The following is a 15,088-nucleotide window of genomic DNA, read 5'->3' as shown; positions in this document are numbered from 1 at the left end:
CCCCCGGTCTGGCTCCTGGTTCACACCATCGCGTAGCTCGACTCGATCTCGCTCTCCCCCGTGCTCCTCACCGTGATTGCGAGCTTCGCCGAGATCTGCTCCTTCATCGCCTCGACGTGGCTGATCAGGCCGATGGTCCGTCCGCCCGCGCGCAGACCGTCGAGCGCGTGCATCGCGACTTCAAGCGTCTCGCCGTCGAGGGACCCGAAGCCCTCGTCGACGAACAGCGTGTCGAGGCGGATGCCGCCGGCCTGCTGCGAGACGACCTCGGCGAGACCGAGCGCGAGCGCGAGGGACGCGAGGAACATCTCGCCGCCGGACAGGGATGCGGTCTGCCGGGGCACGCCGGTGTGCTCGTCGAGGACGCTGAGCCCGAGCCCCGCCTCCGCGTTCCGGTACTGCCTGCTGTCGTCGAGGACGAGCGTGTAGCGGCCGTCGGTCATGGTGCGCAGGCGCCGGTTCGCAGCCGCGATGATTTCCTCGAGCTGCGCCGCGAGAACGAACGTCTCGAGCCGCATCCGCTTCGTGTTCGGCTCGTCACCCTTCACGACCGCCGCCAGCTCGCGGACCTGCGCGTACTCGTCGAGGAGGCGCGCGGAGCGGGCGAACAGGTCCTCGACCTCGCCGACCCGGGAGCGGACCTGCGCGGCCCGATCCCGCAGCGCGGCCTCCGTCGCGATCGCCTCGTCTCGAATGGCACGGGCGGCGAGAAGGGCCGAACGGTACGGCTCGAGGTCGACCGGCTCGCCCGGGAGCTCGTTGAGGTCCGGCTCGGAGAGTACGCCCCGGCACGCCGCACTCTCGTCGTCCCACCGCTTCACCCGTGCCCGGGCATCTGCGATCTCACGGACCGACAGCCGAGCCGCGAGAGCTGTCGACGCATCCTCGAATCGCTGCTCGCCGAGCTGGCGGATCAGCGCCGCCTCGGCCTCCGCCAGCGTCTCGGCGCGCTGGGCGACCGTGCGGCGAGCAGCGACGAGGGCGGCAGCGGCATCGCGCTGGACGCGCAGCCGCCGGGCGCGTTCGGCGACGGACCCGTACTCGCCGACCTGCGACGCAACCCGCGAGCGCGTCTCGAACGCGCGCACCTCGGCCTCGGTGTGCCGAGTCGCGAGCTCCTGGCGTCGAGCCCTGTCGTCCGCGAGCGCCTGCTGCTCGGTGTCGAGGCGTTCCCGCATCCGCGACCGCTCGACCTCGAGCATGGCGCGCTCCGCCTGAGCGGCCTCGGTAGCGGTCAGCAGCGTGGCGACTGCCTCGCGCTCGGCGACGAGGTCCCCGAGCGCGCCGCCGGCCGTGGCGCGCGCCGCTGCCAGCGCTGCGGCCACCTCGCCCACACGGCGGGAGGCGGCGTCGAGCTCGCGCTGCCGATCGCCCATTGCGTTCTTCGCCTGCTCGATGGCCTCCGGCGTGACCGGATCCTCGACCAGCGGCGCCGGCGCCGGATGCTCGGTCGCGCCGCACACCAGGCACGCCGCGCCCGCCGTCAGGGATGCCGCGAGCTCGGACGCGATGTCGGCGTGGCGCCGGTTGAGCAGCTCGTCGTACTCCGCCGCCGCCGACCGGTTTCCGCCGCTGGCGGCCCGCTCCGCGTCCTGAGCAACGGCGAGCTCCGTCTCCAGCCGCTCGGCGGTCCGCGCGGCGTCCACCGCGCTCGCCAGGCGCTCCAGCTCCCGCCGCCGATCCGCGATCGTCGCGGCGAGCTGCGCAGCCGCCGCGATCCGCCCGTCGTGCTCCTCGAGCTGCCGGGGAAGGTCGGCGATGCGCGACTCCCGGTCCCGAATCAGCTCGTCCTTCACGCCCAGCAGCTGGGCGAGCTCGACGACGTCGGCGTCGAGGCGCGGCAGGCGGGCCTCGTCGGCCAGGGCGGACTCGAGGGCGCCGAGGGCGGCGGTCAGTCGTTCCGCCGCGTGGCCGGGGTCGTCGGCGTCCTCCGGCGGTGCCACGGCGGTCCACTCGCGGGTCGCCTCCGCCTCGCGCTCGGTCGCCGTCGCCAGCGTCGCGGCCGCGGCCTCCCGGGCCTCGATTTGCGGCAGCACCCGGGCGGCGCGTTCGGCGAGCTCCAGGGCCGTGCGCAGGTCGGCGACCTCGGCCTCCTGCTCCGCGAGGACCGCGAGCTTCGCCTCGGCGTTCGCTCGCCGGTCCTGCCGGGCGCGCAACGCCTCCACCGAACGCCAGCGCTCCTCGGCCTCGTCCGCTGCGGCACGCGCCGTGTCCGCGGACGCGGATGCGACGACGAGCTGTTCGGTCACCCGCTCGCCCGCCTGAAGGAACCAGTCGAGTGTCGGCTCACCCGCCGGCGCCTCCAGGTCTGCCTGCTCGGCGACCATCGCGGCGGAGGCGCGAAGCAGCTGCTGGCTCCCGTCCACCTCCTGCTCGAGCAGCTTCCGCCGCTCGATGAGGTCCGCCTCGAGCATCTCGAACCGGAGCGTCCCGAACAGCGTCCGCAGCACCGCCCGCCGCTCATCCGTCTTGGCGAGCAGGAACTTCTGGAACCGGTTCTGGGCGAGCAGGATCACCTGCAGGAACTGGTCCTTCTCGATCGGCAGGATTTCGGCGATCGCGATGCCGACCTCGCGCGGCATGGCGGCGAGGCCGCGCCAGCCGTCGCCGTCCCGGATATCGAGCCGCGCCTCGGGCTTGGCGGTGGTCAGGCCTCCCCCGCGCTTGGCCGGCCGCTGGTACTCCGGCGTCCGGTAGATCCGGTACTCCTCGCCGCGGAGCCGAAACTCGAGCTCGACGAAGGAGGGGTCGTCCGGCCCGCAGTGGTGACTGCGGATCTGGGCGTCGCGGCCGTCGTAGCGCGGGATTGCGTTGTAGAGGGCGAAGCAGATCGCGTCCAGGATGCTCGACTTGCCGGCGCCGGTCTTGCCCGAGATGAGGAAGATGCCGTCCGCGTCGAACTGCTCGAAATCGACGACCTGCTCGTCCTTGTACGGCCCGAACCCGGCGAGACGGAGGCGGAGGATCTTCACGCGGGAACCTCGCGGAGGTCCTGCTCAATCAGCAGCTCGTGCACGAGTCCGCGCTCGTACTCGGACGGACCGACGCCGTTGCGGACGTAGGCAAGGAACTCGCCGACGATCTGCGCGTCCGTCTTCTCCTTCACCCGGTCCCCGTAGCTCGCCGCGATCGCCTCGGCGACCACGGACGGCCGGTACTCGAGGGCGACGCAGTGCGGGAAGCGCTGCTGCAGGCGGCGCATGGCGTCCATCGGCCGGACCTGGTCGGTGAGGACCGCCTTCACCCAGTGCGACTCGCACTCGGCGTGGGCGGCGTCCGCGAGCAGCGTCTCGAGCTCGCCGGTGAGCTGGACGAGTCGCCGCGGCACGGGCAGGTCGAGCCACGTGACGTCGGCGAGGCCGTCGGCGTCGAGCTCCACGAGCCAGCCGCCGCGCAGCTTGTCGGTCTCGGAGAAGGAGTAGTGCAGCGGGGCGCCCGAGTAGCGCACCCGCTCGCTGAGCTGAGCGCGGCCGTGGATGTGGCCGAGGGCGACGTAGTCGGGTCCGTCGAACACGCTCGTCGGGACGAGATCCAGCCCGCCGGAGGTGATGTCCCGCTCGACGCCGTCGCTCGCGGCGACGTCGGCGGTGAAGCAGTGCGAGAGGACGACGGAGCGTCCGCCCCGCTGCGCCCGGTCGGCGTTGATCCGCTGCATGGCGAAGGCGAGCGCCTGCTCGTGGGTGCGCAGGTCCACGTCCAGGTAGGAGTGCCGCAAGAGCGACGGCTCGAGGTACGGGATGCCGTAAACGTGGACGGGTCCGTGCTCATCGGTGAGGGGGACGGGCTCGTCGAGGCTGTGGTGCTGGGTGAGCACGTGGATGCCGGCGTGCCGGATCCACTCGGCGTGGAAGCCGAGGCGGGTGATGGAGTCGTGGTTGCCGCTGGTTACGACGATCTGCGCGCCAGCGTCGCGGATGCTGCGGAACACGTCGCTCAGGAGCGTCATCGCGTCGGCGGACGGCATCGATAAGTCGAAGACGTCCCCGGCGACAAGAACGACGTCGACCCCCTGCTCCCGGACCGCGTCGGCCAGCGCGTCGAGCACGGTGCGCAGGTGCGCGAGCGTCGAGTGCGTGTGGAACGTGCGGCCGATGTGCCAGTCCGAGGTGTGCAGGAGCTTCACAGCTGGGACGGTAAGCGGAGGCGCTGACACCGTCCGGGAGGATCGCCGCGGATCGGGCGACTGAGCGAAGGGATAAGGAAGCCAGCAGGCATGCGCTCCTCCCAATCATGAGGAGCACCGACGATCCACGCCCTCCTCTTCAGTTCGAGGGCGAATGTAAGCGGCACTTGCCATGCAGGAGAGATGGGCTCCGGTCGCAGCGGAGACATTGAGCACGGGAATGAGCGCGCAAGTCGCAAACCTGGACGCAGGCGGAGCCAGCCCCATCCCCGAGTTCGGCCCGTCACCGCTAGGTCTCTTGGGTCGGTGAGTGAGGCGCCGCGAGCACCTCGGACAACCGGCGGCCCCCGACGCACCACTCAGCGGGGCCAGCTCGTTGCGCCGACCAGCGCGGGCAGGTCGGACGGAACCACCATCGCGAGCACAGAGTCTTCCTCGTCGCCTTCGTCGAGGAGGACGATTCCCGAGATAGCAGCACCTCCGTCGCTGACGCTGAAGGCGTTGACTGCTTCGGGTGCGGTCAGGGCGCGACCTGCGCAGATGAAGGCGGGATCTTGGATCGATGTCTTGAGAGCATCGGCGAGCGGAGCCCGCCGGAAGTCGGTTCGTGCAGGCCATTCCTTCTCAGAAAGCCAGCGCGCTACCTGCCCCACGGTGAGAACGCCAGCGAACCGGCCGTCCCGCAGCACCGGGGCCTGCGAGAAGTCGAAGTCCCTAACCAGTGCAAGAAAGTCCCCGGTTCTTCCGGCATAGTCCAGGCACTCGATTGTGGGGTGGCCGAGAACATCCACTACTAGCGCGGGCGCCATCACCAACTCGGTAAGTGCTCGAAACTCCTCCAACGCGTCGGACCGCGGGTCCGCGATGGCAAGCCCCTCTGCCGAGGGAGACCAGTGGGCAAGCGCGTTGCGCAGATACCCGAACGTCTGCAGTTGAAGCTCCTGGGACTTAGTCAGCTCGTCGGCCTTTCGCAAGTCCTCGAGTAAGCGCTGGTACGGGTACCCCTGAGTCTTCCCTAGGTGCGATCGCAGCCAAGACTCAAACCTGTTGAACGATGCAAGGAACTGTTCTCCTGGCGCTGAATTAGACACCGGATCATCATGCCCTTCCGAGGCGACTCGACACCGGAACCAGCGGGTCGACACTCCCGCATCTTCGCGCAAGGACAACCGGCGGACGCATGTGGGCGATGCAACACGGCCAACGGCTGCCCGTATCAAGGCCAGTGTTCGCCGGGACCGGCCGGGCGGCCCGATCCTGTCTCCACCATGCGCTAGCGTCGTCTCTCCCGACCTGGCCAGCGGTCGAGGGTTTCAAGGAGGTGGCGTAACCGCATGGATTTGCTCGCGAATCCGGTGATCAATGTGCCGTACGAGGAGCCCATGCGTCACTTCGTCCTCGACGAAGCCGGTCGCCCCACCGGTGAGATAGCGAACGCACGCCGCCGCAGCGAGTTCTTCGTCCCCGTCCCCAAGCCGAAGAAGAGCAAGAAGAGCCAAGCGACACAGCTCGCCTTCGACCTGACAGACGAGAAGGTGGAGCGGAACGACGCTATCGACCAGCTCCGGGATGACCTCCGCTACTGGCGCCTGCAGGGATACGCGGGCGTCACGCCGATCACCCGGAAGCTGCTCGAGCACTGGTCGGACCCGAAGCGCGAGAACCGGATCCTCTTCGCCCAGCGCGAGGCCGCCGAGACCGCCATCTACCTCGCCGAAGTGGTCGGGCGAGACAAGTACACGCGCAGCCGGGCGGGCGGGATCGACTGGCGGGCAACGCTCGAGGAGGCCAACACGCAGCACAACGCCGGCCTCCCTCGCCGAGCCCTGAAGATGGCGACAGGGTCCGGCAAGACGGTCGTGATGTGCATGCTCATCGCCTGGCAGGCGCTCAACAAGACGCACGCGCCACATGACGCACGCTTCTCGAACCGCTTCCTCGTGGTGACGCCCGGCATCACGATCCGCGATCGCCTGCGGGTCCTCAAGCCGGGCGACCCCGAGAACTACTACGACCTCCGCGGCCTTGTCCCCGCGGACCTCCGTCAGCAGCTCAACTCCGCCAGCATCGCGATCATCAACTACCACCAGTTCATCCCCCGCGACGCGAAGGAGATCAAGGGCGTCGCCTCCGCCACGCGCAAGCTGCTGCTGGCTGGCAAGAGCGAGGACCCCTTCAAGGAGACCCCCCAGGCGGTCGTGAGCCGGGTGCTCAAGTCGCTGCCGGGCAAGGGGGACATCGTCGTGCTCAACGACGAAGCACACCACTGCTATCAGCCCCGCGACCTCGACGAGAAGGTCGACGCCGACGTCAAAGAGGCGAACGAGGATGCCAAGGTCTGGTTCCGAGGCCTCGCCGACATCCGGAAGCATGCCGGCATCAAGGCCATCTACGACCTCTCTGCGACCCCGTTCTATCTGAGCGGCTCCGGCTGGAGTGAGGGCCTCATCTTCCCGTGGACGGTGAGCGACTTCTCGCTCATGGACGCGATCGAATCCGGCATCGTCAAGGTGCCGCGTCTCCCCGTGGACGACGACGCCCAGGGCGACCAGGTCAGCTACCTGCACCTCTACGACCAGATCAAGGACGACGCGAACTGGCCGAGGACGGTGAAGGCCGCCCCGAAGTCGCCGGCGGAATGGGTCATGCCAGCAGTCCTCGAGGGGGCCCTCCGCAGCCTCTACAAGAGCTACGAGCGCGCCTATGCGGGGTGGGAGCGCACGCTCAAGAACCAGGGCGAGCCTCCGCCCGTCATGATCGTCGTCGCACCGAACACCGTCGCCTCGAAGCTGATCTACGACTGGATCGCCGGCTACGAGCTCGCCGATGGCGACCAGACGAAGCACGTCCCCGGCGCTCTCGACCTCTTCAGCAACTCTGAACATGGGGCGCCGCTCGCCCGCCCGCGCACGATCATCGTCGACTCGAAGCAGCTCGAATCGGGCGAGCCCATCAAGGCCGACTTCAAGGCGGCCGCAGCGGACGAGATCGAGGCGTTCCAGAAGGAGTACCGCCTTCAAAGGGGCGGCGTCGAGGACATCACCGACGCAGACCTGCTCCGCGAGGTGATGAACACCGTCGGGAAGAAGGGCCGGCTGGGTGAGCCCGTGCGGTGCGTCGTCAGCGTCTCCATGCTCACCGAGGGCTGGGACGCCAACACGGTCACACACATCCTCGGCGTTCGGCCCTTCCGCTCCCAGCTGCTCTGCGAGCAGGTGATTGGTCGCGGGCTGCGACGCCGGGACTACTCTCTCGATCCCGAGACCGACATGTTCGGCCCCGAGTACTCGAACGTGTACGGGATTCCGTTCTCGTTCATCCCAGGCGACGCCCCACCCTCTGACCCCAAGCCTTTGGATCCGCCGACGCGGGTGCGAGCCCTGGAGGGTCGGGCGCACCTGCGCATCGCATTCCCGCTCCTCGCCGGATACCGCATCGAGATGCCGGATTCCCCGCTGATCTTCGACCCGGCCCACGCGGACGCGCTGACCATCGGCGCCGCTACCGTGCCGAGCTGGGTCCAGAGCGAAGGCATCGTCGGCGAGAAGGAGCGCATTGACGGCATCGCCGAGATCCGGGAGCAGGAGATCGCTTTCCGGGTTGCGAGCCGAGTACTCAAGAGCTTCTTCACCTCGCAGGGTGACGCACGCCCCTGGCTGTTTCCTCAGCTGGTGGACATCACCAAGAGGTGGCTTCGCGCAAAGCTGCACATCGAGTCCGGCTACAGCATCGGGTTCCTCTCCCTTGCTGAACCCCAGCAGCTCGCCGCCGAGGCAATCTACAACGCGATCACGCGGCTCGAAGACGACGAGTCGCGGCAAAAGCTGGCCCGACCCATACTGCGCGACCCTGGCGACGGCTCTACTGACGCTGTTTGGTTCGACACACGCAAGAAGACATACGAGACGACCGCCTCGCATGTTAGCCACGTCACGCTGGATGGCAAGGACGGCAACACGTGGGAGCACAAGGTGGCACGGGTCTGTGAAGAGCTCGTTGCCGAAGGGGTGCTCACCAGCTATGTGAAGAACGACCATCTCGGCTTCACCATCCCGTACGTGCACAAGGGCCGTAGCCACGAGTACTGGCCAGACTTCCTTCTGCGACTGGCACCCGTGGACGGCGAGGACTTCTCACGGACACTCATCGTCGAGGTCTCAGGCTCCCAGAAGAGCCCGGGCCCCACCAAGGAGAAGGCGCGCACCGCGCGGGACTCGTGGTGCGCGGCGGTGAACAACCACGGCGGCTTCGGCCGCTGGGGCTACACAGAGCTCGGCAAGGCTGAGGTCGACGACGCCGAACACGAGCTGCGGATTCGGCTGGACCAGCTCCGAGCCGATGCGCCGATCATCGGCGATCCCGACTTGCTCTCAGCCCGGCTCCTGGCCGGCACAACCGGCATGATGGAGAACTAGTGGCACGCAGTACAACCCCAAAGCGGCGGACTCCCATCGAGTCCATTCAGCATGCGGATAAGCGAATCAACATTCCGACTGCGGACGCGGCCACGACCTTCTACGACGAGACGTCGTCGGCGCTTCCGCCGTTGCTATATGCGCGCGATCCGAGCCTCGACCCACAGCTAGTGTGGAAGGGCAAGGACGGTCAGAACGGCGAGGATCTGGTGGTCGACGCACCGCCGATTTACATCCAAGAGAAGATCGACCCGCGCGCAGTGATAGCGAACATCCGTGCTCAGGGCGCCACGAGTTATGCACCACATTCAGACGCCCCGTCACTCTTCAATTTCGAGCAGTTCGACGAACTTGACGACCTGAGCCAGCTCGAGTTCTACCAGCACGAGGAGAGTTGGAAGAACCGGATGATTCTCGGCGACTCGCTCCAGGCAATGGGCTCGCTTGCCGAGCGGGAGACGCTACGTGGCAAGGTTCAGATGGTCTACATGGACCCGCCATACGGTATCAAGTTCGGGTCCAACTGGCAGGTCCGGGCGGGCAAGCGGGATGTTAAAGACGGCAAACTTGAAGATGCCGCGCGTGAGGCGGAGCAGATCCGAGCCTTCCGAGACACATGGGAGCTGGGTATCCACTCGTACTTGTCGTACCTGCGAGACCGGCTCGTCATCGCACGGGACCTACTGACGGATTCAGGGTCGGTTTTCGTCCAAATCGGCGATGAGAATGTCCACCTCGTACGTAGCCTCCTGGACGAGGTGTTCGGGAGTGAGAACTTCGTCAGCCAGATCGCGTTCCGCAGAGGTGGCTTCCAAACTTCCGACGCCCTCCCCGGGACCTTCGACTACATCCTGTGGTGTAGCAAGGACGCTAGTTCCTTGAAGTGGCGCCGGCTCTATCTATCGGCATCAGTAGACGAATGGTTCGCCGGTCAGCAGAAGTGGACCGAAACCAGCCAGGGAACGCGAGAGCGATTCACCGGTGGTGCCGTACCAAAGGACGCCCGGGTGCATAGCCACCGTGCAGCATACTCGGCGTCAGGGGGGGAGTCCTCCAGATTCCCGGTTGTTCTCGACGGTAAGACGCTGTACCCACCCGCAGGTCGGGGGTGGTCAACCAACCAGGAAGGCATGAAGCGGCTGATTGCGGCCGATCGCCTCTTGGTTATGGGAAACTCTCTTCGTTTCAAGCCGTACTATTCCGATTTCCCGCTCAAGACCCTGACAAACGGTTGGACCGACACGGTCACGAGTGGCTTCGGTGAGGACAAACTCTACGTTGTGCAGACCGCTTCGATGATCGTTGCTCGCTGCATGTTGATGTGCACGGATCCCGGCGATCTGGTTCTGGACCCGACGTGTGGATCCGGTACTACTGCCTTCGTTGCCGAGCATTGGGGCCGCCGCTGGATCACGATCGACACGTCGCGGGTTGCGCTGACGCTCGCGCGTCAGCGCCTTATGGGCGCCCGGTACCCGTACTTCGTGAAGGCAGACACGGAAGAAGGACGCCGGTTGGAAGGACTTCCGCCGACTCGCACCGCTGGCGATATCCGCCAAGGCTTCGTCTACGAGAGAGTGCAGCAGATCACGCTCAAGTCGATCGCGAACAACCCCGATATCAAACCAGGGATGCCTCGCGGAGAAATCGAAATGGCCATCAGCAAACATGCCGACTTCGAGCTGCTCTATGACAAGCCGAAGGAAGATAAGTCCAAGGTCCGTGTCTCTGGTCCTTTCACCATGGAATCACTGTCGCCCCACCGCTCGCTCAAGTTTGACGAGGCGGACCAGTTGCGCACCGGTTCGGGCGCCTCGGACAACGAGGCCGGTTTCGACCAGACGATCCTCGCGAATTTGCGCCGTGCCGGCATCCAGAACGGTCACCGTGCGGAGCGCATCCAGTTCGAGACACTCGAGCAGTACAGCGGGACCTACGTGCAGGCGATCGGCGATCGCCTGCATGATCAGGAGGACGTGGCGCCAACGCGCATCGCGGTCGCGCTCGGTCCCCAGTACGGCACTGTAAGCCCCGGCTTTATCAAGGCCGCTGCGAAGGAGGCCATCGCGGATCAGTCCGTGGATTTGCTCTGCGTGCTCGGCTTCGCCTTCGATCCGCAGGCGACCGGTGTGACTGGGACCGACGGAGTTACCGTCGTTGAAGAGTTCGCGAGTGTGGAGGGGGAACGCAAGCTCGGGCGCATCCAGGTGCTGCTCGTCCGGATGAACGCCGATTTGCTAATGGGCGACGAGTTGAAGAAAACCGGTAGCGGGAACCTCTTCACCGTCTTCGGCGAGCCGGACGTGTCGGTGGATGAGGTCAGCGACGGCAATTTGAGAGTCACATTGAACGGCGTGGATGTATACGACCCGTCGACCGGCGACGTCCGTAGCTCCAGCCGCAAAGACATCGCGCTCTGGATGATCGACACCGACTACAACGAGGAATCGTTCTTCGTCCGTCACTGCTACTTCCTCGGCGACAACGATCCCTACAAGTCGCTCAAGGCGGCTCTCCGGGCAGACATCGACCTCGATGCTTGGGCCCCCCTCTACCGGGAAGAGTCCCTGCCTTTCGGCAGGCCGTCCACCGGCAGGATCGCGATCAAGGTGATCAACGACTACGGCGACGAGGTCATGAAGGTGATTACTGTATAGATCGTCATCCGAATACGGCCGCGTTTCGCAGGCCTATGTCGGTGCCCGCCGATATCGTGACCCCTGATGACACCCACATACACGGCGGACCAGCAAGCGGCGATCGGCGAGCTCGAGCGCCCGCTGCAGCTGATCGCGTGCGCCGGCTCCGGCAAGACGCAGGTGATCTCGCAACGGATCTCGAACATCCTCAGCCAGCCCGGCGTCCGACCGGCGAACATCATCGCCTTCACCTTCACGGAGAAGGCCGCCGCTGAGCTGAAGGACCGCGTCTACTCGATCGTCAAGGAGGAGCACGGCGAGCTTCCTGGGCTCGCCGAGATGTACATCGGCACGATGCACGGCTATTGCCTCAACCTGTTGCAGACGTACGTGCCCGAGGCGTTCAAGTACGGGGTGCTGACCGAGATCACGCAGAGGCTCCTCATCGACCGGGAGAGCACGAAGTCGGGGCTGACAACCTGTCCGACTACTGCCCCCAGCCGGCCCACCCTCTGGCGGTATGTCGACTCGAAGCTGTACATGCAGGTCCTCGCGATCCTGCAGGAGGACGAGGTCGACTGGGCGCACGTGCCCGACGGCGTCGACAAGAGCCTCAAGTCATACCTCTCGCTGCTCTCGCAAAGAAGGTACTTCGACTACACCTCGATGATCGCGGGCGCGGTCGCCTTCCTCGAGTCCGACCCCGACGACCAAGAGCTCGAGAGCTTCGAGCGAGAGCTGCTGCGTCACCTCAAAGACGACATCAGGTACGTGGTCGTCGACGAGTACCAGGACGTCAACCCCCTGCAGGAGAAGCTGATCGGAGCGCTGACCCGATTCGGAGCCAACCTCTGCGTGGTCGGCGACGATGACCAGACGATCTATCAGTGGCGCGGCAGCGAAGTGTCGAACATCCTCTCCTTCGCACGGCGCTATGAGGATGTTCGCACGATCGAGCTTGCCGACAACTTCCGGTCGACAGAGGGGATTGTCCGCTTCGGCCGAAGCGTGGCCGAGCGACTGCCGGACGGTGAGCGACTGTCGAAGCGCATGGAGTACGCCTCGCACCAGAAGTGGGAGCGCGGCGACATGCTCGCTCTCGAGTTTCCGGATCTGGAAGGCGAGGCGGGCTGGATCGCCGAGCGCATCCAACGGCTACAGGGCATGCCCTTCGTCGATGCGCCGGATCGCGATCCCCGGGGTCTCGCCTGGTCCGACTGCGCGGTGCTCTTCCGGACCGTCAAGGATGCAGAGGCGCTCGTCGACGAATTCCGCAAGCGGGGCATCCCGTACGTGGTGAAAGGGCTGGCGCGCCTCTTCGATGCGCCCGAGGTGAAAGCCCTCGTGGGGCTCTTCCGCTACATGCAAAAGGAGATCTCCGCATCCGAGCTCAAAGCACTCTTCGAATCGGCCGATCTCCTTCCTCGGTCTGACCTGTTTCCGAGGGCAGTGGGCCTATTGGACAGAGGCGCCGACTTCACAGCCGGCGAACGCTGGGGCGCCTACAACATCCAGCGCCTCTACCTCAACGTCCTCGAGGCGCTCGATATCCGGGAAGAGACGATCCCCGGCGAGCCGGCGCGCGCCGAACTCGTGATGTATCAGCTGGGGAAGTTCTCGCAGGTCATCTCAGACTTTGAGGCGATCTACTTCGCATCAAACCCGAAGTCGAAGTACAGGTCCTTCCTGGGGTTCCTGACGAAGCAGGCGCCGACGTACTACGAAGAGGCGGACGAGGACTCCGGCTTCGCGACCCCCAATGCGGTGACGATCACGACCGTCCACCGCTCCAAGGGCATGCAGTGGCCAGCCGTGTTCATCCCGTGCCTGCGACGGAACCGGTTCCCAAGCAGGGTGAGCGGGGGCATCAATGTGTTCCACGTCATTCCGCAGGAGGCGGTGCCCAACAGTGCGCGCTACCGCGGCGGCCTCTCAGACGAGACCCGCCTCTTCTACGTGGCCCTGACTCGTGCCCAGAAGTACCTGTATATGACCTTCGCGCCAGGCGACAACAACCAGGCCAAGCAGCGCTCTGAGTTCTACACCCACGCGACAGGCTCGGACTGGGTCTCGACTGTCGACGAGGGCCTGCCGGCAGTTCCGCGCCTCGCGTCGACGCCGAAGCTCGAGACCCCTGCCATCTCCATCTCGTTCTCCGAGCTCAAGTACCTGCTCGAGTGCCCCTACCAGTTCAAGCTCCGCTTCATGTACGGCTTCAACCCGCCGATCCACGAGGCGCTGGGGTACGGGAAGGGGCTGCACGACGCGCTGGCGGAGATGCACAAGCGGGCGCTCGTCGGGGATGTGCCCGATGTCGGCGAGGCGCCCGACCTCGTCGATCGACACCTTCACACCCCGTACGCCTACCCCGCGCTGCGAGAGCAGCTGCGGAAGGCGGCTGTGACTGCGGTCGAGCGGTATTTCGCCGAGCACGGAACCGATCTCACCCGCACTGTCCACTCCGAGAAGCAAATCGAGGTCGCGGTGGCCCCTGGGGTGACTGTCAACGGCCGCATCGATCTTGTGAAGCGTCTCGAGACGAACGAGACCTCCATCGTCGACTTCAAGTCGACCGAAGAGTCGCAGGCGACCGCGACAACTCGTGATCAGCTCAGCGTCTACGCCTTGGGCTACCGGGAGCTGACCGGAGGATCCGCAGACAGGATCCAGGTGCTCAATCTTGATGCGAAGGGCGACAACCTCAACGAGCCGGTCAATGACGCCCTACTCACGGCGATTCGATCGAAGGTAGAAACGGTCGCAGAGCACATTCGTCAGCGGCGCTTTGACTGCGGGCACGATCACTCGACTGAGAGTTCGTACAACGACCTCGCGTGGTTGACGACTCGCTCCGGATAGCTCCATCGTCCAGGTCCGGCCCCGCACTCGCATCAACGATTACTCGAAGGGCAGTCGGAAGGTCGATCCCTGCGGGTAGCTGAGAGCTACGCCTGCAAGGGCGAGGAGGGCCGGGAGATCCTCGGCTGGCCTGCGAGGAAAGAGGGCGCTCACCCCCACAGAGTCACCTAAGTAGCGCCGGTAGTCCATCAGCTGGCCGACTGCGAGGCGAACCTGAGGTCGGTCTGGGCTCGCCTTGGCCTCGTAAACCACGCTTCCGGTCACGTCGTGAATGTCCGTGAAGAGGGGAAAAGCGCTTCCGGCGGGAACAATCTTGTTCCGCGCGACCTCGTGTCCAAGGGACCGAAGGTAGCGCGTCATCCGAGTCACTAGCTCGGCCTCGCGCCTCACAGCGACACGAAGCTTGCCCTCGTCGTGATGTAGGAACTGCGGCGTGAGCGTCCTCTCGAGCAACACCTGCTCGACAACGTCATCAACTGGTCCTTCCAGCGGAGCAACCTCCTCCGCCAGGGTGACCGGGGAAATCGGATGGGCGCTGTCCTCACGGCTCCTCGCGAAAGTCCTTCCGGCGGGCCGGAGCCGAAAAACGACGACGGAGCGCAACTCTCCGCCGGTATCTGGCGCGATCTCCCACTCGAAGGGCCGGTCGCGATCGACCTCAAATTCGCCGATGTACCGCTGCTGCTTCGTCTGAGTTCGACCGACCGTCCCCTCTGCCGAGAACATCCGAAGTGTCCGCCGTGCCTCGCGGTGATTCAGGATCGAGGCGTTCCGGCCCGACAGCGTCTGGTCGCCGTACTGACCCTCGCCGGTGTAGAAGAAGACGCTTCGGTCCGGGGACCAGCCGTCGAAGTTGTAGCCGTGTGCGAGTCCCTTGGCTGGATCCGTGTACAGGAAGACGGTCGAGGCCCGGTTAGAGGGCTCGATACCGCTCTGTGTTCCGCCGCCGAAGCGCTCGGCTCGCTCGCTCCGGGTAAGGAACCCGCCTGGTTCGATGTCCCAGACCAGATCGTTGCTGATGCTCATCAAATCCCCCGTCATGAGACTAGGGA

The 15,088-nt window shown here is 65.8% G+C and carries 7 protein-coding genes; 3 read left to right on the top strand and 4 right to left on the bottom strand.

Features of this window, described 5'->3' with window-relative positions:
* Positions 1–20 precede the first annotated feature (20 nt).
* The 3 genes from J3P30_RS15655 to J3P30_RS13580 form a co-directional block, all read right to left on the bottom strand.
* Positions 21–2,972: an AAA family ATPase gene (locus J3P30_RS15655; RefSeq protein ID WP_210481542.1), complete on the bottom strand. Its 2,952-nt coding sequence runs from the start codon at positions 2,970–2,972 to the stop codon at positions 21–23.
* Positions 2,969–4,123: an exonuclease SbcCD subunit D gene (locus J3P30_RS13585; RefSeq protein ID WP_210481541.1), complete on the bottom strand. Its 1,155-nt coding sequence runs from the start codon at positions 4,121–4,123 to the stop codon at positions 2,969–2,971. Before J3P30_RS13585 ends, J3P30_RS15655 begins: the two co-directional genes overlap by 4 nt.
* 359 nt (positions 4,124–4,482) lie before the next feature.
* A complete protein-coding gene (locus J3P30_RS13580) occupies positions 4,483–5,214 on the bottom strand; it encodes a hypothetical protein (protein ID WP_210481540.1) in 732 nt (243 codons plus the stop codon).
* A 243-nt stretch (positions 5,215–5,457) separates the two neighbouring features.
* On the opposite strand from J3P30_RS13580, the gene J3P30_RS13575 reads away from it, so the two are divergent.
* From J3P30_RS13575 to J3P30_RS13565, 3 genes are all read left to right on the top strand, one after another.
* On the top strand, positions 5,458–8,538 hold the full coding sequence (locus J3P30_RS13575) for a BPTD_3080 family restriction endonuclease (protein WP_210481539.1): 3,081 nt from the start codon (positions 5,458–5,460) through the stop codon (positions 8,536–8,538).
* Positions 8,538–11,195, top strand: a complete 2,658-nt coding sequence (locus J3P30_RS13570) for a site-specific DNA-methyltransferase (protein ID WP_210481538.1) — start codon at positions 8,538–8,540, stop codon at positions 11,193–11,195. Before J3P30_RS13575 ends, J3P30_RS13570 begins: the two co-directional genes overlap by 1 nt.
* 66 nt (positions 11,196–11,261) lie before the next feature.
* Positions 11,262–14,036: an ATP-dependent DNA helicase gene (locus tag J3P30_RS13565; protein ID WP_210481537.1), complete on the top strand. Its 2,775-nt coding sequence runs from the start codon at positions 11,262–11,264 to the stop codon at positions 14,034–14,036.
* Positions 14,037–14,075: 39 nt separating this feature from the next.
* Here J3P30_RS13565 and J3P30_RS13560 read toward each other — a convergent pair whose 3' ends face one another.
* A complete protein-coding gene (locus J3P30_RS13560) occupies positions 14,076–15,062 on the bottom strand; it encodes a hypothetical protein (protein WP_210481536.1) in 987 nt (328 codons plus the stop codon).
* Positions 15,063–15,088: the final 26 nt, after the last annotated feature.

This window comes from Naasia sp. SYSU D00948 (genome assembly GCF_017916515.1).
Classification (GTDB): Bacteria; Actinomycetota; Actinomycetes; order Actinomycetales; family Microbacteriaceae; genus Naasia.
The sequence above is the reverse complement of the archived record's forward strand: the minus strand, read 5'-3'. Positions and strand labels throughout refer to the sequence as shown.

Coding starts and splice junctions, on each gene's coding strand:
- J3P30_RS13560 (WP_210481536.1), bottom strand. CDS start 15,062: ATGAGCATCAGCAACGATCTGGTCTGGGACATCGAACCAGGCGGGTTC.
- J3P30_RS13575 (WP_210481539.1), top strand. CDS start 5,458: ATGGATTTGCTCGCGAATCCGGTGATCAATGTGCCGTACGAGGAGCCC.
- J3P30_RS13565 (WP_210481537.1), top strand. CDS start 11,262: ATGACACCCACATACACGGCGGACCAGCAAGCGGCGATCGGCGAGCTC.